This is a genomic window from Spirosoma aureum, assembly GCF_011604685.1.
Classification (GTDB): domain Bacteria; phylum Bacteroidota; class Bacteroidia; order Cytophagales; family Spirosomataceae; genus Spirosoma; species Spirosoma aureum.
In genome coordinates, this window is record NZ_CP050063.1 from 3,784,514 (window position 1) to 3,803,900 (window position 19,387).

At 46.9% G+C, this 19,387-nt stretch carries 24 protein-coding genes; 12 read left to right on the forward strand and 12 right to left on the reverse strand.

Annotation, left to right across the window (positions count from 1 at the left end):
- The first annotated feature begins 92 nt into the window (after positions 1 to 92).
- From G8759_RS14785 to G8759_RS14810, 6 genes are all read left to right on the forward strand, one after another.
- On the forward strand, positions 93 to 440 hold the full coding sequence (locus G8759_RS14785) for a hypothetical protein (RefSeq protein ID WP_167209193.1): 348 nt from the start codon (positions 93 to 95) through the stop codon (positions 438 to 440).
- Positions 441 to 670: 230 nt separating this feature from the next.
- Positions 671 to 922 (forward strand): transposase, encoded by a 252-nt coding sequence (locus G8759_RS35905; protein WP_232074308.1) that lies wholly within the window; start codon positions 671 to 673, stop codon positions 920 to 922.
- Positions 923 to 973: 51 nt separating this feature from the next.
- Complete coding sequence (locus G8759_RS14795) at positions 974 to 1,441, forward strand: IS3 family transposase (RefSeq protein WP_167209195.1); 468 nt, start codon at positions 974 to 976, stop codon at positions 1,439 to 1,441.
- Entirely contained in the window at positions 1,374 to 1,724 is a 351-nt protein-coding gene (locus G8759_RS36405) for a DDE-type integrase/transposase/recombinase (RefSeq protein WP_394353269.1), read from the forward strand. The genes G8759_RS14795 and G8759_RS36405 overlap by 68 nt, the downstream gene beginning before the upstream one ends.
- Entirely contained in the window at positions 1,639 to 1,911 is a 273-nt protein-coding gene (locus tag G8759_RS14805) for an integrase core domain-containing protein (RefSeq protein ID WP_232073991.1), read from the forward strand. The genes G8759_RS36405 and G8759_RS14805 overlap by 86 nt, the downstream gene beginning before the upstream one ends.
- 202 nt (positions 1,912 to 2,113) lie before the next feature.
- Complete coding sequence (locus G8759_RS14810) at positions 2,114 to 2,284, forward strand: IS1 family transposase (protein WP_394353327.1); 171 nt, start codon at positions 2,114 to 2,116, stop codon at positions 2,282 to 2,284.
- A 116-nt stretch (positions 2,285 to 2,400) separates the two neighbouring features.
- On the opposite strand, the gene G8759_RS14815 is transcribed toward G8759_RS14810, so the two are convergent.
- The 3 genes from G8759_RS14815 to G8759_RS14825 form a co-directional block, all read right to left on the reverse strand.
- On the reverse strand, positions 2,401 to 2,982 hold the full coding sequence (locus G8759_RS14815) for a hypothetical protein (protein WP_167209201.1): 582 nt from the start codon (positions 2,980 to 2,982) through the stop codon (positions 2,401 to 2,403).
- Positions 2,983 to 3,215: 233 nt separating this feature from the next.
- A complete protein-coding gene (locus G8759_RS14820) occupies positions 3,216 to 4,259 on the reverse strand; it encodes an EamA family transporter (protein WP_167209203.1) in 1,044 nt (347 codons plus the stop codon).
- A 21-nt stretch (positions 4,260 to 4,280) separates the two neighbouring features.
- Positions 4,281 to 4,703, reverse strand: coding sequence for a hypothetical protein (locus G8759_RS14825; RefSeq protein ID WP_167209205.1), 423 nt, complete (start codon positions 4,701 to 4,703; stop codon positions 4,281 to 4,283).
- 102 nt (positions 4,704 to 4,805) lie between these two features.
- Here G8759_RS14825 and G8759_RS14830 point away from each other — a divergent pair, with 102 nt between their 5' ends.
- The 5 genes from G8759_RS14830 (at position 4,806) to G8759_RS14850 (ending at position 8,184) form a co-directional block, all read left to right on the forward strand.
- Positions 4,806 to 5,711, forward strand: a complete 906-nt coding sequence (locus tag G8759_RS14830; protein WP_167209207.1) for a LysR family transcriptional regulator — start codon at positions 4,806 to 4,808, stop codon at positions 5,709 to 5,711.
- A 595-nt stretch (positions 5,712 to 6,306) separates the two neighbouring features.
- On the forward strand, positions 6,307 to 6,447 hold the full coding sequence (locus G8759_RS36410; RefSeq protein ID WP_167209209.1) for a helix-turn-helix transcriptional regulator: 141 nt from the start codon (positions 6,307 to 6,309) through the stop codon (positions 6,445 to 6,447).
- 96 nt (positions 6,448 to 6,543) lie between these two features.
- Positions 6,544 to 6,906 (forward strand): hypothetical protein, encoded by a 363-nt coding sequence (locus G8759_RS14840; RefSeq protein WP_167209211.1) that lies wholly within the window; start codon positions 6,544 to 6,546, stop codon positions 6,904 to 6,906.
- A gap of 457 nt (positions 6,907 to 7,363) precedes the next feature.
- Positions 7,364 to 7,684: an ArsR/SmtB family transcription factor gene (locus tag G8759_RS14845; RefSeq protein WP_167218984.1), complete on the forward strand. Its 321-nt coding sequence runs from the start codon at positions 7,364 to 7,366 to the stop codon at positions 7,682 to 7,684.
- On the forward strand, positions 7,681 to 8,184 hold the full coding sequence (locus G8759_RS14850; RefSeq protein ID WP_167209213.1) for an SRPBCC family protein: 504 nt from the start codon (positions 7,681 to 7,683) through the stop codon (positions 8,182 to 8,184). The genes G8759_RS14845 and G8759_RS14850 overlap by 4 nt, the downstream gene beginning before the upstream one ends.
- A gap of 191 nt (positions 8,185 to 8,375) precedes the next feature.
- Here G8759_RS14850 and G8759_RS14855 read toward each other — a convergent pair whose 3' ends face one another.
- From G8759_RS14855 to G8759_RS14885, 7 genes are all read right to left on the reverse strand, one after another.
- Positions 8,376 to 8,738 carry a hypothetical protein gene (locus tag G8759_RS14855; protein ID WP_167209216.1) on the reverse strand — a complete coding sequence of 121 codons (363 nt, stop codon included), beginning with the start codon at positions 8,736 to 8,738 and terminating at the stop codon, positions 8,376 to 8,378.
- A 38-nt stretch (positions 8,739 to 8,776) separates the two neighbouring features.
- Positions 8,777 to 9,436, reverse strand: coding sequence for a hypothetical protein (locus G8759_RS14860; RefSeq protein ID WP_167209218.1), 660 nt, complete (start codon positions 9,434 to 9,436; stop codon positions 8,777 to 8,779).
- A gap of 45 nt (positions 9,437 to 9,481) precedes the next feature.
- Positions 9,482 to 10,732: a hypothetical protein gene (locus tag G8759_RS14865; RefSeq protein WP_232074261.1), complete on the reverse strand. Its 1,251-nt coding sequence runs from the start codon at positions 10,730 to 10,732 to the stop codon at positions 9,482 to 9,484.
- A 2-nt stretch (positions 10,733 to 10,734) separates the two neighbouring features.
- Positions 10,735 to 11,199 (reverse strand): QcrA and Rieske domain-containing protein, encoded by a 465-nt coding sequence (locus tag G8759_RS14870; protein ID WP_167209220.1) that lies wholly within the window; start codon positions 11,197 to 11,199, stop codon positions 10,735 to 10,737.
- Positions 11,200 to 11,220: 21 nt separating this feature from the next.
- Positions 11,221 to 12,444, reverse strand: a complete 1,224-nt coding sequence (locus tag G8759_RS14875; protein ID WP_167209222.1) for a di-heme oxidoredictase family protein — start codon at positions 12,442 to 12,444, stop codon at positions 11,221 to 11,223.
- 107 nt (positions 12,445 to 12,551) lie between these two features.
- Complete coding sequence (locus tag G8759_RS14880; RefSeq protein ID WP_167209224.1) at positions 12,552 to 12,935, reverse strand: hypothetical protein; 384 nt, start codon at positions 12,933 to 12,935, stop codon at positions 12,552 to 12,554.
- A gap of 184 nt (positions 12,936 to 13,119) precedes the next feature.
- Complete coding sequence (locus G8759_RS14885; protein WP_167209226.1) at positions 13,120 to 13,671, reverse strand: cupin domain-containing protein; 552 nt, start codon at positions 13,669 to 13,671, stop codon at positions 13,120 to 13,122.
- 56 nt (positions 13,672 to 13,727) lie between these two features.
- Between G8759_RS14885 and G8759_RS14890 the strand changes: the two genes are divergently transcribed.
- On the forward strand, positions 13,728 to 14,333 hold the full coding sequence (locus G8759_RS14890; RefSeq protein ID WP_167209228.1) for a TetR/AcrR family transcriptional regulator: 606 nt from the start codon (positions 13,728 to 13,730) through the stop codon (positions 14,331 to 14,333).
- A gap of 337 nt (positions 14,334 to 14,670) precedes the next feature.
- Here the strand turns inward: G8759_RS14890 and G8759_RS14895 are convergent, their stop codons facing one another.
- Positions 14,671 to 16,260, reverse strand: coding sequence for a RagB/SusD family nutrient uptake outer membrane protein (locus G8759_RS14895; RefSeq protein WP_197933136.1), 1,590 nt, complete (start codon positions 16,258 to 16,260; stop codon positions 14,671 to 14,673).
- A gap of 9 nt (positions 16,261 to 16,269) precedes the next feature.
- The gene (locus tag G8759_RS14900) at positions 16,270 to 19,329 is read right to left on the reverse strand and encodes a SusC/RagA family TonB-linked outer membrane protein (RefSeq protein ID WP_197933137.1); all 3,060 of its coding nucleotides are present in this window, start codon (positions 19,327 to 19,329) and stop codon (positions 16,270 to 16,272) included.
- Positions 19,330 to 19,387: the final 58 nt, after the last annotated feature.

Sequence of the window (19,387 nt, forward strand, 5' to 3'; positions counted from 1 at the left end):
CACAAGAGGTAAAAGAGGCTATTTATAGTTCATCATTTTAGAAGTAAAGCCCGAACGATCGACTTATTTCGGGCTTTATTTGTTTAGTAGATATGAGCTGTGGATCTAATAATCTATCTACTTCCCCTCTGGGTCGAGTTTACCTTGCCAACGCCCGTATGCAGGACGTAGAACCCACCGGGGATGTCTCGGGGGTCTACTATGCCTTTCGGTTAACTGTCTGGGAAATGATTGAAGTAGCTCCTGATCCAAACAGTTATGTTCTTGCCTGGAACCTCATTGAGCTTTATGCCAAGGCCGATTTACTGGAATTTGAATTGATGGGTGTACGTCGTCAAGTAAAAGTGGACAAAAGGGCCGGGCCGCCGGGCGGTGAAAAGGAGAAGAGACAATTCAGTAATCGCACCGGCGACCCGGTTGTTTCATCTAAATCACCTTAGTAATGTTCAATTCAGCTAAGAAATCTCCTCTCAGCCGTTCTAAAACGGCCCAATCAACTTCAGCGGCCTCTGATGTATGTCGTCAACCGTGTCTTAGCCCCCTGAATGGTTGGACAAAATTGTAAAAACAGTTTAGTCCTACTACATTCAGAAATCATGAGCAAAATCAGGCGAAGTTTCTCCCGCGCGGCGGCCGCCCCGAAGATCGCTATTCCATTGTCCAAGAAGCAATTCGTGACGGCCATGCCGAGACCTGTCGCAAGTACAATTTATCCCCTTCATTGCTGCGCAAGTGGCGATTGAAGTACTTAAGCAAAGGCAGAGAGGGCCTGAAAGATTCCTATCCACGCGTTGACCCTCAACTGCGAGCACTCGAAGAGGAGAATGAACGTCTGAATGGGACCGCCCATGCGGCGAATTGTAGCAAAACAGGCTTTAGAATTGGAACCGCGGTGGCGGACCACTCAAGAGCGAGCTGCTAAAAAAAACGCCCGCGCGGCGTCCGCTATTCAATCCAGGAGAAGCTAGCCCTCATGAAACAGTTTGAAGCCCGCGCCAATCGCACCCTGCTATGTCAGTGGCTTGACCTGCCTCGCAGTGTGTATTATTACCAACCCCAATTCGGCAGACCTGGAGCCCGGCCTAGCCAATTGACCATGAAGCTGGACGGATCGTGGGTTGATAATCAACAGGTAGTCACGAGTATCCGACACTTACTGGATATTGAATTCAATGCACTTGGCTATGAATACATTACCTATGAGTTGAAAAAGGAGTACTTCATCAATAAGAAAAAAGTGTATCGGCTCATGCAGGAGCATAACTTACTCTTAGGCAAGATGATCTATCCGACGATGGGTAAACGCGAGTTCGTTAAATTCAAACGTATCGAAGCGACCAAACCCTTGGAATACCTATGCTGGGATATCAAATATGTCTGGGTCCAGGGTGAACGACGGAATTACCGCTGCGGCGGGCCGCTATTTGTTAAGCGTCATTGATGTTTACAGCCGCAAAATTCTGGACTGGGTCTTCCAAGGTAGCATTCGTCAAATGGACTTAATCAATCTGCTTCGACGAGTAAATCAGGGCTATGAGTTAAAAGGCGTCATTTTGCGCAATGATAATGGTAGCCAATTCATTGCCCATTCGGTGCGTAAGTTTTTGAAAAACTCGGAGGTTAAACAGGAATTCACTCATGTGGCTACCCCAGAGGAGAATTCCTACATTGACCGGGCAGCCGGCGCTGGCCTTTCACAGCATTCTAGAGCACGACATCATTGATCGCAATGAATTTGCCAGCTATTATGAAGCGAAAGAAATGTTGACGCGTTATTTTTTTCATTACAATCAGCATCGGCTTCACCGTTCCATTGGCTTCATTACACCCCAGCAAAAATGGGAGGAGGCAACGGTGATTTATGACACAACCGCAGCGGCGGCCGCCTTTTCAGAAAATCTGTCCAACTAATAGGGGGCTAAGACACTGTGGTGAGTGGAAGATGCGGTAACAGGCGAGATTGTTGCCTTTGTTTTTGGGCCAGTTCGTCGGTGCGGCCTTACTCACCAAACTTTTTGTCACTTACTGACTTTATTAGAGAAGGCTAAATTAAGGTAATCAGGTGAACAACCGACTTCTGGTGGGCTTTGATTCCTTAGATTAACGACTGCGTATAGTTCGTAAAGATTCCTTACAGGCTCTTGAGCGTAAGCACCCCACTCTTCGAACACGCTTAAAGCGATTAACCCGCCCAGCCATATGCTTTTCTAAGTTAGTTGCGGTTCATGACACGATAATCGGCCTATTTATCAATCAGTTTTTCCTCGCCGATAAACGCAATTAAGCTACTGCCGGATTAGTTATAAAGCCTTATAAGTCATTGATTTGTAAGAATTTTTTATTTGGAAGGCTGTACGTTCATTTTATCAGGTAGAAGACTGAAAAGGGGATATCAAAAAATTAATTACACGATTTTCCTCTCCATTTCCACAATTCGTCAGTTAGTCCAGCCGCTGCTATTTGCTCACCACTCATATTATCGAAGGTTGTATGAAAAAACCTTTCCAGGCAGCTCCTTTGCCCTTTTGGCATTGAAGAGATAACCATTTTCATTGCCATGAAACTATATGAACACTCGTCACCTGCTGTACATCTTACCCCATCAAAATAATCGTCATCCGGATTATAATGTAGTTGAAGGGTTTCAGTGGTACCATTACTATAACTAACCCAAACTCGTATATTATTTCCATCAATAGAGTACTGGCCTTCAGTATACGTATTAAATGGATGAGCACATTGCGCAAGTATTTTCACCCCTTTATTTTGTATAAATGATTCAAGAGGGCTTACTGAACGAGCAGGTTGGGCAAAAGAATTCGAACTAAAATGAATTGAAGCTATCAATATCAGAAAGAAAATAGATGGCTTTTTCAGAACAGGGATCAATAATGTAGAGACACAGAGGTTTAAAATATATTTCAAGACTATTTGAGAAATAATCTTATTCGTGGGCTTAGAAGGGGTGATGGTCGTTTCCATAATAAGCAATACAGATTTCGTGTGGAAATGAATAGTGAGTAAATGTTTGCCAATTTCTAAATGGGTAAAGACCATCAGAGGTTGATGCTTCGAACGGACTTACGCAACTGTATTCCTTCTAGTCAACGGAAAGTAACAGTCGTCATAACACTTTTTTAGTGGCTTGTAAATGAAGAATAAAAAAAGCCGGGAGGGGCAACCCTCTCGGCTTTTTACGGGAAAGTAATCATGACTTAGGTTTCGATTATTTTTACCGGAGGAATAAGCACATCGGGCACACAAACCTGATCTCGCTGTAATGTAGAGGGCTTATCAAATACTCCTTTTTTTCCTTTGTTGTTGCCCGCTGTCCCGGTACGGTATTTGGAAAGGTTAATTAATAAAACACTACCTAAAATAACGACCAGACCAATAATCTGGACTAGTGAGATGGTTTCATGAGCAAACATGATTCCTAAAATAACAGCAATCACTGGATTTACGTATGCATAGGTACTAACCTGAGTAGCCGAGCGTACCTGTAGTAACCACACATAGGCGCTATAAGCAATAATTGACCCAAACAGAACAAGATAAGCCAGTGCCAGCCACGCCTGCACTGTGATCTGAGACCAAATTACCCGCTCAAATTCGTGATTCAGCAGACTGGCGGGCAGAAATACCAGACCAGCGATGACCATCTGCCAGGCTACATTAACGGTTGGCGAACCTTCAGAAGGGTTGTGTTTTGAATAAAGTGACCCCGACGACCAGGCAATGGCTCCGACAAGTAACGACAACATGCCAATGATTTTTGATCGATCCGTGTTTGCTGACAGCATATTGCCTACCTGCTCACCAAATAACAGGAGTACGCCAATAAAACCAACCGTCAGTCCAGCCAGCGTCGATTTACTTTTAAAAGTAATACTCCAGTTGGGCTTGTCGAGTAGCACAAACCAGATCGGTGCCGATGAGACTAATATGGCCACCAGCGCGCTGGGAAGGGTTTGTTCGGCCCAAATAACGACACCGTTACCCACCACCAGAAGCAATATGCCCACTACAGCTGACGTAATAAGGCTGCTTTTTATGAAGATGCGTTCGCCCTTTATAAATGACCATAAAAGCAGTATCGTCCCGGCGGCCAGAAAACGCATGACTCCGAGGAGCAAAGGTGGAATATCCTGAATGGCCATTTGTATAAAGAAATACGTCGAGCCCCAGACAATGTAAACGATCGCAAAGGCGACAGCAACCAGAAATGGACTGGCGACTTTTAGGTTTTTCTGATTCATTATTCCGTCAATTTTCAGGTATTACAAAGAAGATGGCGAGGTGAACGTGATGTACCGCTGAGCTTCAGTGGCCGGCACATCGACCACCTCAATCCGGCGGATCAGGGTTTTTCGACCGTCGGTAATTTCCAGTTTGTATAAGCCAGATTGACTCCCGTCAAAGTTCAGCTTATAGTGATAGGCTCTAGGTGATTTTTTCATAGACAGTTCATGAAGGATCTCGTCGTCTGCATTCTTGATCCTGATCGTAACACCATTTGTCTGACGGACCATTAGCATCAAATTTACCGTCCGATTTTCTCCCATGTACGTGCCTATTTCAAATGACTTCTCTTTTGCCCATGAAGTAAGCTCCTTGTCTGTAGATTGGGCCTTGACTGAAATGCTCAATACGATCAAAGATAGAGCGAGCATCTGAGCGAATTGACGTTTTAGTGTTTTCATTTTGTGTGTTCATTAGTGGTTGATTTACGGTTGTAAAGGTTATACCTTTTGATATATTAGTAAAGCGAATTATTTTTGTTGAAATCATGAATAATATTCATCATGGAAATTCGACACCTTCAGATGGTGAAAGAGGTTGCCAGCAGTGGTAACCTGACGAGAGCCGCCGAGCAGCTGTTTTTAACACAATCGGCCCTGAGCCATCAGCTACGAGAGATTGAAGGCTACTTCAACACGCAGCTTTTTATTCGCGACAAAAAACAGATGCGTCTTTCGCAGGCTGGGATGATTGTTTTACAGGCAGCCGAGAAGATCCTTCAGGAAGTAGCCGATACGCGGGCTAAGGTTCGAACACTGATCGACAATGAAGCAGGGGAGATTCGACTTTGTACCCAATGCTACACCTCCTATCACTGGCTGGCTGGTTTTTTGCGCGAGTTCCAGATGATTTACCCCAAAGTAGATATTAAGATTGAGCTGGAAGCTGCAACCAAGGACGCCGATAAGCACCTCATAACCAATACGATTGATGTAGCCATCACGGAAGGGAATGGCAACCCTAAATTTGTGTATACCCCACTTTTTCAGGATGAGTTTGTGGCTATCATTGCCCCCGACCATCCATGGGCTGGTCGCTGCTGGGTCGAGCTAGCTGATTTTGCCGGACAGAATTATGTCATGTATAATATCCCGGACGAGGAAAGTGAAAATTTTATGATGATTTTCAAAAACTGTCGGCCCGCCAAAGTGTACAAAATCACTCTTACCGAAGCGATATTGGAAATGGTCAAAGCCGGTATGGGTGTTGCCGTCATGCCAACCTGGGTAGTTCGGCCTTACGTACAATCAGGTCAATTGACAACAGTACCCATCACGGAGGAACGAATTCTTAGAACCTGGTATGCCGCTACCTTAAAGGGCAAACAACAGCCACCATTTACTGGCGCTTTTGTTAAGCAACTAGCCTGTTACATGAAGGAACTGGATAACTACGCTTGTGCGGTATGAGGCTTTACTATACGTTTTGTATTTATCTCCTGTGGGCCAGCCTTTTTTTGTATTGGTAGTTTGTCCGTATTCATTTAGTATATATAATTCTACAATCGGACTTTTCTTTACAATTCGTTTAATAAACAGGTTAGCTTCTGTATTGCGGAATTCTGGTTATGAATTTTTGCCGTTATATCTATCAAAAATGATTAGGCTCGTCCTATCGGTTATTGAGATAAAGTAAAATCAGGAACTTCCAGGATGTCTTAGCTTGATATAGGTTAGCAAGTCTAAGTGAAAATCGGCAACCTGTGTAAGTCCACGTTTACGATATGTTCGGCTGCTTTAGCATATTATCTAGCCTTAAAACCATGCGGAGGGTTTCGCGAACGGATATAGTCTCAACTAACCTGAAGGAAACTATTTAGTATTCAGATGTGTACAAATTCTTTTAATTGAATTTAGATACGTTTTTTTTGCGATTTCAGAACAAGTTAGCGCAAACTCCTCTGTCTGACGGGTCTATCTTCGGGCGATTTCATTCGGCAGATGCGCTTGAAGCTGGCTGCCCGGTAACGTTTCGGAAATTGCCTACGGGGTAGGCTTCAACTCGTTGTCGTACTTTACCAAGTGTTTTCGGGAACAGTTCGGCGTGTTGCCCAGCAATTATCTGGAGATAGATACTTTGCCTGTTACGGGGGCTTGGTATAGAGTTCAGGTCGTTGATTCAGTCGACCTAAATCCCTATGTTTAGTTTCTTAAAAAGGGCTACGGGACATTCACGTCTGTATCGGCGGCAAGCCCTTCCGATCCCTCAGCCACGCAATGGGGGGATTATCTCCTCAAATATGTGGCAAGTGGCCAGGTGGTCACTAATCCAGTTCAACCTCCCACCAACAACGTAGGTGGTTGCCTACGCAGTACCACCTACGGATTAACCATCGTACCAAATTCAGCACGGGTTGTCCAAACGGTCAAAATTCGATATATGTATCCTGGTGACAAACCCGGTAGTGGCGATTGGATCGGGTGTTTTTATCCCAATTCCAAACAGTCATACACCGGTTTCTGGACATACTTAACAACGGTTAATGGTTGTGAATACGATTTTGTGGTCCTCAGTATCAACCCAGGACCCATGCAGTTTCGATACATTCTGGAAGAAGGCTACGACAAGATATCGGCTACTGCCGAGTTTGTTGTATTGCCATAAAAACTGTTTGGAGCAGGTGAGTTGCATACCCTTCATCACACCTGAGTCCTTAGGGACGAAGCTGCATGATCTAATACAACAGCCTTTAGGCTTCGATCTTTTACCGGTTATGAAGCCGTTTGAACGTTGAGCTGTATATCGTCTGCCGAAAGTGGACAGATAGAGTGAAAGCGAAGGATTTGGACATCCCGGCAGGAAGCCGCAGGGTAGTAATTCAATGATCGCCTGGCAATGACCGACCATCAGCGTTGCAGTGGCGCATCACTCCAATTGATTCTCTCAACTGTACATAACTATGACCGGGCGTCTCCTTCCCGCTGGCTAAATCCTCCCTGCTCAGGCATTCAGCTTCTAACACATCGACTTCCGCCATGACAAAAACAAACAAAAACTTTTGCGCAACCAATTAGTTGCTTATATTTGCAACCAATTAGTTGCGCAAATAATTAATGAAGTAATGAGACGGGATATATTTCAAGCAATTGCCGACCCAACAAGGCGGGCTATCATAGTACTCATTGCTTCCCAGCCAATGACACCCAATGCCATTGCAGAACACTTTGATACAACCCGGCAAGCCGTTTCCAAGCATCTCCGCTTACTGGCGGAATGCGAATTGGTGATACCAGAGCATAGTGGACGGGAAATTTACTATCGGCTCGAAATAACCAAAATGAAAGAAATTGATCAGTGGCTTGACCAGTTTAAGAAGCTATGGGAAAGCCGCTTTAACGAACTTGACAATGTATTATTAACAATTAAAAACGAACAAAAATGAATACCAACTTAACGTTTGATTTTTCTGTAAATAAGGAAAATAACACAATCCTGGTAAAAAGAGAATTTGCCGCAGAACGACCTTTGGTTTGGGATGCTTACACAAAAAGCGATATTCTTGATCTATGGTGGGCGCCTAAACCCTGGAAAGCCAGAACAAAAACAATGGACTTTAGAGAGGGTGGCCATTGGCATTACGCCATGGTAGGACCCGAAGGTGAAGAACATTGGGCATGGGTAGATTATCAGAGCATTCAGGTGCAGAAAAAATTCACAGGCTTAGATGCCTTTGCCGACGAAGCAGGTAACATCAATAAAGATCTACCACGATCAAAATGGGAAGTTGTCTTTGAAGACAAAGGGCCGGTAACGCTTGTAGAGCTCCACATTTCCTATGACGATTTGGCTCAACTTGAGACAACACTTCAAATGGGCTTTAAGGAAGGACTAGCCCTGGCCATGGAAGGATTAGATGAGTTACTTGCTACATTAAAAAAATAAACCGAACATAAGACAGGGCATTTCTGGTAGTGCAATGATCGAAGCGACCCATTTCAATCACACCGCACTGGTTTGAGACGGCATTGCGGCTCGAATCGATCCAAGGTTTTGTGCCTTTTTCGTTCAGATAGCCCTTAAAATGACTTTCCCAGACCATAGAATCTGTTTTTCTGTGTTCTGGGAAAGTTATATCATCGGTTTTTCAATCGGCCAGGACTGGCTGCGAGCATTCGGTCGCTAATCATATCCGCCAGCTGGACGGAGTCAGCTCGTTCCCAGGTGACAATTAATTCGCCATGATGATTATAGAGTAAAAAGCCTCGGCTTTTGCCGCCATGCCGAAACAAGTGTAAGACAAAGACTTCTTGTCCCCAATAACGAGCCTGATGCATCTCCCAACCGTTATTAGAATGGGGAAAGATTGCAATCTCCTTTAACTTGTGGTTCAGCCAACGCAGCTTGTGTGTCGGCTTGTCGCACCAGTGATGGTGAACAGATTGTGGTATTGGTTGCCAGGTAATCAGGGCCAGCGCGACAGAGATGCATAAGTTCATAATTATGAGGTTTAGGAATGGTCATGGGATTGGGTGATTTAGAATTTCATGACAACCATTGCCGCTGTGAAGGCGGCAAATGTCGTGTAAGCAGCTGCCCGATGGTAGGGTTTAAGGTCCGGGTTTTGCCCGATTTTTCTAGCGAGGATGTTCGTCGTAATCATTCCGGCAATATGAAGGATTGCCAGATACTTGTGAATTTTAATCGAATTCAGCCCCCGTTCCCGTTTACCAATAAGGGGGGGCGGGGCAGTAAGCGATAATAAAGCGGTTGTGCCGTACGTGTAATTGATAATCGTACCAACCGTTTCGTGAGTATCATGAAGCCTAGTGTAATCAGCCCCTTTAGCATTATAAAGCTGAGAGCCGAGAATTCCTTGCGCCACAAAGCCCGCCAACGTGATAAATCCCATGACCTGATGACTGACCAGCATGGTTCGCCGGATTTTCAGTTCTTTTTGGCGATTTTCTGCGTTGAGTGGCGCCAAACCTGTAAGCCGCAGCAGGCCTTTTTGACCCCAGAAAGCCCGTTGTGTAAACACCATGCGGTCAGGCAGCAAAGGTTGCGTACCTGACGCACTATCGAACAGTTCAGTCAGCAGGCTATCAGCCGAAGAAGCTTTAACTCGGGTGGTATCCTGTGTCCAGGCGGTTAAACTGATCAACAGACAGCCCAGTAAAATGACGAAATACTTCATGGAGAAGGGAACCCCAACGGCTAGTGGCCGTTGGGGTGATTGATGTTAGAAATAGGTTGAAAAACCAAATTGAAATCCGGCTGTACGGGCTGGCGGGTTTCCCAACAGATCAGTATCCCATTGATACCGATAGTTGGCCCTGATAACGGTCGTCGGCGAAGGCCGAAAACTGATCGCAGGCACCACCGACCAGAGCTCATCGAAGATATTCTCTCCTGTCTCGTTGAACTTATCCACGTTGTAATCAACCCGTTCAACCCGAAGGGCGACATTCAGCGCAGCCGTATTCCAGCCGAGCATCCGACCGCGACGGATAGGATGCACAATGTCGATCCAGCCGCCTTGTTGTTTTCGTCCAAACTGCTGGGTATAGGAGGGCGGCACATTGATATGAGCCCACACTAATTCACCCGTAATAAAGGTGCGTGTCGGTAAGGTGGTATTAAAATCGACAGCCCACACATCAACCCGACGACGCTCATCCAAAATAAGCCCGTCATCCTGGAATTTGTTATACACACCGCCCATCCAGGACAAGCCAATTTCGCCTAACTTCCGCCGTTTCAAGGCAGTCTTGAGCGTTATTAAGGGCACTCCGTTGAAGCTTTCTTCAAATCGATCCTGATTAGCTTTCGTAGCGGGTAGAAACGTTCGGTTTTGATCATTGGCGATGATCTGGTCATCGAAACCATTAGTGAGATAGGCTTCGTAGGCCCAGACCCAATCGCGGCTATACTTTTTGCCATACAGTCCGAACCCAACATTACTCCAGGTGGAGGGAATAATGCGCGTCGAAGATAGCGGGCGATCAATAAACTCCCATTTTGGTCCATCGTGGTTTTGGTTAAAAGAACCAATCGGATTCATGATGATGCCTCCGCGCAGATTGAAGAGTTGATCAAACTGAATATCCATGGCCGCAAATTCAATGTTGATTTCTTTCGTGCCATCCTCAAACTCGATCTCCGACAGAAATTTAATCCGCCGATTGATCGTGGCTGCTAAGAAGACTGTCATCCGGCGCATCTGAAACGAAAAGCCTTCCGTAACACCATTCGTTTGCATGTATTGCGTATTGGCCTCCAGATAGCCGCCGACCGATACCGGCATCTTACCCGTTGTAAGGAACGGACGATCATAGGTGGCATCCATATTCAGCTTAAGTTGCGCATTGGGAGGGCGAAGGGTGGTGTCGCGTCCGAATAAGGCATTCATTGACGCGTTTTGCGTGGTATCGACCTGAGCGAGAGCAGGCAGGGCTGCGAAGGCCCCGCAAAAAAGTAAACAGTATTTCATGATCAGGCGATGTGAATCGTGATGGTTTGAGGATCTGCTGTGACTCGGTAAGCCGTTAAATTCTTTTCGGCCGGACCTTCGGTTACTTTGCCATTCGCATCGTATTCACTGCCGTGCGCCGGGCAGGTCAGATGTCCATCGTGTGCATTGAGTTCGTTGCCCTGATGGGAGCATTTCATCAATACAGCCGAATAATCCGTGTCGCTTCGGCGATAGAGATAAATAGGGAAGGACTGTCCTTTCATTTCGACCAGAATAAAGGGTCGGATACTTACTTCCCCTTTCTTGGAAACGGCGTCAAACTCTTTTCGACTGACCTCGATCACATTGCCTTTTAAAACAGGCATTTGGGCATAATACACACTTTTGCAACTGGTCAGCAGGGCTGAAAAGCTGACTACTCCGAGGCAGGCGGCTCCACAGGTCTTTAAGAAATCCTGGCGATTGATCGTTGTATTGGAAGACATAAAATTTCGGTGTTAGATTGATTATAGGGAGTCTAGAAATACTAAAAGCTTCTCGCGGTCCGTAGACGTCAACTGCGTGTAGGCATCCTTAGCCTTGGTGGCTTCACCGCCATGAAGTCGAATGGCCTCATCAACCGAATGAGCTCGTCCATCGTGAAGTAGAAAGACACTACCGCCTTGCGAATTTTTTGATAGACCCAAGCCCCAAAGGGGAGGTGTCCGCCATTCCGCTGTTTTGGCCGTCCCTTCCGTGTAGCCATCATCCAGACCTTTGCCCATGTCGTGCAAAAGCAGATCCGTGTAAGGGGCAAAGGTTTGCTTAGACAAGACGGCTATATCGGATTGGGCGGTTGTCCATTCCGGTGTATGACAGCCGCCACAGCCGATCTTGACGAATACTTGTTTTCCGGCTACGACATCAGCATCCGTTGCATTCCGTTGAACAGGAACTTTGAGGGTGCGTAGATAGAATACCACGGCATTTACGGTCGAGCTGGCTACTTCCGGATCGGGAACGCCATCGCCTGCCTGACCGGAGACGGCATAATTGATGGGGTCTTCCGGGTCGAACTCCGAGGTGATGCCCATATCCTGCTTATAGGCGTTCACGGTTTGGTGCAGTAGGTCGATAGCGGCCGCTTTTTTACCGAATCGCCCGATATATTTGCCGTCGTGGGCTTCATGAAATCCCTGAGGTTTAAAAAAATGAGGAGGAGTGATCCAGTTCGGAACACCTGAAATGCCATCACCATTTCGGTCATCGGGATCGGCTTTTGCCAGGATTTGCGCATCGGATAAAGCGCCCAGAAGCCCTAATCCTGTATTGGCCGGGGGCATGAAACGCGATGAGGTAGCACCGGCTGGAATGGCTTCTGCGGTTAAGCCCGGAATCGCCCGGTTTTGCAGTTGGGGGCCTCCGTGGTCCATAAATTTGTTACCAGTTTCATCCACCTGCCCAAAGCGTGTCAACGTCGTGAAGGGGTGGCCTTTGCCGTCTCCGGCATGGCAACTCCCACAGGACGACGCGACAAATATGGGACCCAGACCTGTTGCGGTTGTAAATATCTCATCGTTAAAGGCGCGATCACCCCGAAGGAATTGGCTATTTTGCTCGGGCGTTAGTTCACCAATAGGCCCGTCGAGCAGATCATGGTCGAGTTTAGCTTCCGGCAACAGGGCATTACAAGCCACAATACCGAACGTAAACACCGACGTGACCAGGTATAGTAAAGAGGTCTTCTTCATACATGGAGAATGAGTGAAAGGGAATGACACAAAAGAGGAATGGCACAGATAACCTAAAGGTCTACCGATTGGCAAACCAAGGCTAGCTTAATGGATTGACATTAAGATCAATAGGCAAGAAAATGGCCCAGAGAGGGCGGTCCCCTTTGCAGGAAGCAGAAGAAAGTTAACGCAACGGAATGCAGATAAGGCTGCTGGAACGTGAGCGTTACATGAGGGAGGGAAACAACAAAAGCGAACTCAAATACGGGCGTATTGTCATACAGTATGTTCGCTGTGGCCGCTAGCCAGTACAGTTCATTTGAACTGTGATCGTTGGGTTGAAAAGGTCCCTTACAAAATGGATTGTAAGGGTGGTTGTGAACGATGATTGTACCATTGGATAGCCGGTGCGCATGTCGAAACACAATAGCGCAACACTGGATGACCAAAAACAGGCCAAACAGCATGTGGGCTATTCGCTCTCGGCGTACGTACAACCAGTTAATCATTTGGCTAATCGTAAATCGCTAGAAATCAACGGATCACGGCATTGCCAAAGATATAAAAAATTCAATGTGATTTAAGGTATTTTTAATGTTATTGAAAATTGGCGTATCAATAGTTGGTTTACCACCTGTTTGGGCAATTTTCGTCCAGCCATTCAGGGGGTTAAGACACTATAAAACAGCAATCCTATTTCAATGGCACAGGCGCATCGGCAAAGTGCTTATACTTTCCCAGAAGCAGACCCAGCCAATAAGTAATCGGAATAATCACTTTCTTGACAAACGGGGGAATCTCAGCCATATCGTATTCATGGGCATACCGGGTCAATAGGTAAGCGGCATCGAACGCTTCGGGTTGAGCCTTACCTGATTTGTTCTGAGCTGCATAGATCGCCGACAGATAATAAACAATGCTGTTGGCCGGTTGAATCCAGCCCGTGCAGATCAGGTTGTCCGTACCGGCATTCCAGAAACGGTGAGGTATACCCCGTTTGAACAGCACGCTTTCACCGGCATAGGCATAGGACGGTTGCTGCCCCAGCACCTGATAAGCCAAAGTACCTGAGACGACCGTAAGTTCTTCGTCCTGCATAAAATGCGTGTGCATGGGTGGCCCTGATTGGGGTGTCACCTGATTTTCGACCAGCACTTTATCGCCGTTGGGATGTTTCTCGACCGAGAGAAACGTGAGCTTTTCTCCCAGGCAGTTTTGAATTGTATGAGGATAGTTAATTGCCATTTCTTTGTTTGTTTTATCAAACTTAGTAAATTTAGGACATTGTCCTAATGTGAATCATGAATAAAGAATCAGAAATCGTGGTTAAAGCGTTAGAAATGTTCAATGAACGGGGCATTGAGTACGTTGGACTACGGGAGCTGGCAGCGGCCCTGGGTATCAGGGTCGGCAACCTCACCTATTATTTTCCGACCAAAGATGATCTGGTAAACCGGCTTGCTCAAGACCTATCCAGGTTGAACGAACAGATTGTGGGGGAGGAGCCCCTCAGTTTGTTTTCGTTTCTGGAGAGATTTAGAAAAGTGTTTGCCAATCATCTTCAATATCGATGCCTGCTGTTGAGTATTGTGCATCTGATGGAGCAAAACAAGGTGCTGTCGGCAGCCTATAAGGAAACTGAAAAAAAGCGGTACTTATCAATTGTGAACAGCCTCTCAGCATTGCAAGAATCGGATTATTTAACTCCGGAAGCCGACATTGATTTTCTGGTATCGGTCTGTACCCTGACGGCCCGTTTCTGGCTTTCCGAAGCCAGCCTGTCTTTTAGCCACCTGAGCCCGGGGGAACAAATCAAACACTATGTCAGGTTGCTGGCTAAACTATTCCTACCTTACGCGACAGAGAAAGGCAGCAGGGATGCTGGCCGGTTTTTGGCCGGTTTATAAGCTGTCGGGACTCCTGCCAGTCACCCATCAGGCAGAGTACCTTTCTGGAATTGCGTTGAGAATATGGAAATGAAGAAGCGGATAGATCTACCCTACTAGGACGGCTTAAAGCGTACTGATTGTCTGAAAGTTCACACAATCAGGTAGTTATGAGCAATAAAATGTTTGAAAATCTGCAACTTAGAACAACAAGTGGTAAAATGGCAGTGTCTCATCCTGGTATAAGTTGTCCATTTTCTTCTATAATAGACAACTTATACCAGGATGAGACACTGCTGCTTTTGACCCGCTGTCTTGTGAACTGTAAACAACGTCTGCTGACAGCTCCTTTCCTACATCAATAACCCGAATTTTGGGTCAGGTTCGAGTTAACTGCCATTTGCTGAATGGGAATCGGAAACAAAAGATACTTTGGATCGCTCGCGTAATTCTTCTCGTAAAAAGGTTGCAGAAACTTACCGAAGCGGATCAAATCCTGCCGTCTCCAGTTCTCTATGTACAATTCCCGGCCTCGTTCATCGAGTAACGCATTCAGGTCCACAGCTGCTAAAACGCTGGCTCCCCTGGAGGGATGGGTTCGAATCGCATTGACCAACGAAACCGCCGTGTTGCCATAAGTTCCTGCACTCGTTGGCGATCCACCTCGTAGAATGGCTTCTGCTTTCATCAACAACACATCGGCAAGCCGGAAATACACATAATCATTATCGATCAGACGACTACCATCGTTGGCGTAATCGATCGGATACTTAATCGGGCGTATCCCCGGCAGTTCCAGATTAGCACCCGTTTCTATAATTTTTACCTCTTTCGAAAAAATCAGGGGATTACCGGGCCTATCTTTTAAGGGAGCGTCCGTTGTTAAATTATACTGCTGACCGATCAGAAAACCGGTATTGATGCGATTGCCTGGATTAGCCAGTCCCCCCGGACTCTTATACGCAGCACCCAGCCGCTTGTCGGTTGCTTCGTATTTATCGTAGTAGTCTGGCGGGATTACCCAGCCGTTATTTCCATTAGGGTTTTGATTCGGATGTAAGAAGGTTACCCACCGGTTCCGCAAGTTTGCGTTCGGAGATACCCCGCCCACATTTTCCTGCGTCCAGATGTTTTCTTTACCAATCGTCGTATTGTTCGGGGCGAAGCTGTCGTAATAATTGGCGGTGAACGAATATTTATTGCTATTGATAATCTCATCGGCCAGGCTAATGACCTTGTTCATATCCTCGGCAGCAAAGGTTGGAGCCGCCCGGTTCGCATAGGCGCCTTTGTTGAGATACAATTTCATCAGGAATACACGTGCGGCATCTTTATTCGCCAGACCAGCCGGACCTTCGGGTAAATTAGCCTGTATGGTCGTTACTTCGCTGATAATGAAATTCAGCGCATCCATGCCTTTGCGCACTTTGGATTCCTGCACTACACTCTCTCCCGGCTCGCGGTAAGGCACCTGATCGTACAAGTCCAGTAGCCAGAACATACACCAGGCCCGTAAAAACCGGGCTTCGGCCGATTGTTGCGGGGTTGGATTAAAGCGCAGCATATCGGTTGCCGCAAAGATCCCACCACTCATGTTGTTGAAGGTGTTGATAATGCGGATGTGGTTGCCGTCCCAGCGGTGCTGGTGCAATTGACGCCAGGTGCCATTATCGTCCCAGTCCGGACCTCGGGTAGGGCCCATCATGGCATCGGTCGTCATTTCGCAGAGCGCATTCAACTGCGAATTGTTTTGAAAGGGTTCCCGGATCGAGTTGTAAACGCCCGTTAACAACGCAGCGGTATTGCCCGACGTGGACGGATTGATCTGACTGGCGGTCAAATCGCCCTGAAACTTCTCGACCAGGTCTGTACAACTTCCCAGGCTTATGACCAGGCCGAACGTACAAATACGGATTAAATTATTTTTGAAGAATGGTAAAGACATCATTGTAAGGGTTTATAGAGAGAAGTTGACGCCAAAGGTGATGGTACGAGCGGGTGGATAAGCGGCATAATCGATACCTACCGACGGCACGCTGTTGATGGCTTTATTGACATTGACCTCCGGATCAAAGCCTGTGTATTTGGTGATCACAAACAGATTTTGACCTGTCACATAAACTGAGGCTCCCCGAATCACCCGGGCTATATTACCGATGGCGTACGACACGGTAGCATTCGTCATTTTCAGATAATCACCTTTCTCGATATAGCGCGAAGAAGGCGTTACCGGGTTGGCGATCGACTCCTTGGTTGGTTCTCTAAACAACGACAAGGCGATGTTTCGTCCCCCGTTAATCAACCCCACACTGATGACGGCATTATTGGTGTTGTTGTAAATATCCTGCCCGAAAGCGCCGTTCATGTTGGCAATCAGCGAGAACTTTTTATACCGAAGCGTCGTGTTGAGACCTAACAGGGTTTTGGGATTGGGGTTACCCACGTAGAAAAAGGTATTACCAGCGTCTTCGTACGTAGCCAGGCCGGTAGATTCATTCATGCCCAGGTATCGGCGGGTGTAAAATGCGTTAATGGGTAAGCCATTCTGAATCACTTCCACCGAAACGCCACTAAGGCCCGGCCCATTCAATGCACCCGTCAGGATAGGGGCGGTTAAGCCTGACACACTATTGGTAATAAAGGTAGCATTGGCGCTTAAATCCCAGCTAAAGTTATCCTTTTTGACAATGGCCCCATCGATCGCCACTTCCAGCCCTTTGTTTTGGATACGGCCATCCAGATTGATCCACCGAATAACTGAGCCGGGAGGAGCGGGCTGAATCGGCGGGCTAGGGAATAACAGATCGGTGGTTGTTTTATTAAAATAATCGACCGTGGCTGTAATCCGGCTGTTCAGCAATGACACGTCGAAACCGAAGTTGTACTGTTTGTCAGACTGCCATTTTAAGTCCGGGTTGGGGTTATTGGTCTGCCCTAACCCGCCGTTATCGGTGAACGAATAGCGGGCCTGCGAAGAACCCGAAGGGAACTCCTGATTACCCGTTTTTCCCCAGCCACCCCGCAGTTTTAGCGAATTGATGCTATTGACGTGAAAAAATTTCTCGTTACTAATGTTCCAGGCGGCCGAAAACGAAGGAAAATACCCATACTTATTGTTCGAGCCAAATTTACTGGAACCATCGGCACGGAGTGTAGCCGTTACCAGGTATCGGTCCTTGTAATTACCGATGGCCCGGCCAAAATACGATTGAAGTTCGGCGGTAGGATCGACAAATGACGAGACGGTACGACCGGTTGTGTTCGAATACTGGATATAGTCGGTGTAGTCCAGACCGTAATTGCCAAATCCAGACGCAGGCCCCAGGGCACTCATGGCCGATCCCTTGTTGGCAAAGCTCATGTACTCGAAACCGAGTAACGCATTAAGATTAAAGTCCGGCAGAATATCCTTATTGAAGTTTAAGGTGTGCGTAAATTGCTGGGTGCTGAGCTCGTTAGTGCCAATGCTGGCCCAGCCCTTTCCCTGGGTTGCAGAGATGTTAATGTCCTGATTAATAGACGACCGGCGTCCACCCGCGCTGTAATTGATGCTATACAGCATCCGATATTCCAGCCAGTCCGTAAACTTGAAATAAGGGGAAATGCTGGCCAGAACGGTGGTTACCTTGGATTGGTCATTGTACAGCTCAGACATGGCCAGCGGATTGATCACCGCACCCGCTTTGATGTTGAGGCTGCCGTTGGCTTTGCGGAGTGAATCGGTCGGGTTCCACTGTAAAGCGTGCCCGATCAGGCTTCCGTTCGAACCAGCATCGTTGGTAATGGCCGCAATATCTTCGACGTATTGGCTGGTATTAACATTTATGTCTAATCCCAGCTTTTTACTCTCCAGAAATTTTAAGTTACCCGAAAAATTGGCCGTGTATTTTTTGAAGCCCGTCTTATTGATGATGCCCTCCTGGTTCAGATAGCCAGCCGATATACGATATTTGCCCGTCTCGTTGCCACCACTAATAGCAATGGTATAATTCTGTTGCAGACCTTTTCTTAAAATGGAGCCAAATGGGTCTTCATTTCCACCCCGGTCATTTAACGGGCTCACGCCATAATATTTTATTGCTTCCCGGTATTGCTCGGCGTTGAGCACATTTATTCTTCGGAAAATGGTCGACACACCCGTATTGAGGCCCACGTCAATTTTCGCCTGTCCAGCCTGCCCTCGTTTGGTATTGATAATGACAACCCCGTAGGCTGCTCGGGAACCGTAAATGGCCGTAGCCGATGCGTCTTTTAATACGTCAATTGAGGCAATATCAGCCGGGTTTAAAAAATTCAGTGGGTTACCGCCGGGCGTATTACCCAGGCCATTGGCATTTAACCCAGGCCGGGCCGACCGGTTATCCAGTGGTACCCCATCGACTACGTATAAGGGTTGGCCACTACCTGTAATGGCAGAATTTCCCCGAATTTTAACCGTTGCCGCACCACCCGGCTGACCGCTGTTATTGAGAATTTGTACGCCGGAAACTTTACCCTGAATTAATTGATCGGGAGATGTAAAATTGCCTTTGTTGAAATCTTTGGCGGTAACCGATGTCATGGCACCGGTAAGATCTCTTTTCCGGGCGGTTCCATAGCCCACAACGACTACCTCATCGAGCGACTTGGTTTCGGGCTTTAACGTAATATTCACCACTGTTTGGTTGCTAACTGTAACGTCCTGGGAGATGTACCCCACAAAACTGAAGGTTAAGGTCGCAACTCCGTCGGGAACGGATAATCGATAAGCACCGTCTTTATCCGTCACGGTGCCTCGTTGTGTTCCTTTGACCAGCACCGATACCCCCGGCAATCCAACCCCCGTCTCATCCGCGACTGTGCCGGAAATAGCCCGGTCGGTGGATTGTTCGTCCGGGATCAGATGAGTCCGGTTGATGAATAGTACATCCGTTGGTTTTCCAGGTGAACCGTAACTTGCTGTGAACGAACACAGGGCTAACTGGAGGCAACTCATGCATAAAGCATAATGCCACTTTTTAGAGAGATTTTTTTTCATAAAAGGATTAAGGGTAAATTATAGAAGATGGCATTCTGGGCAACCGACAACGCTTTCA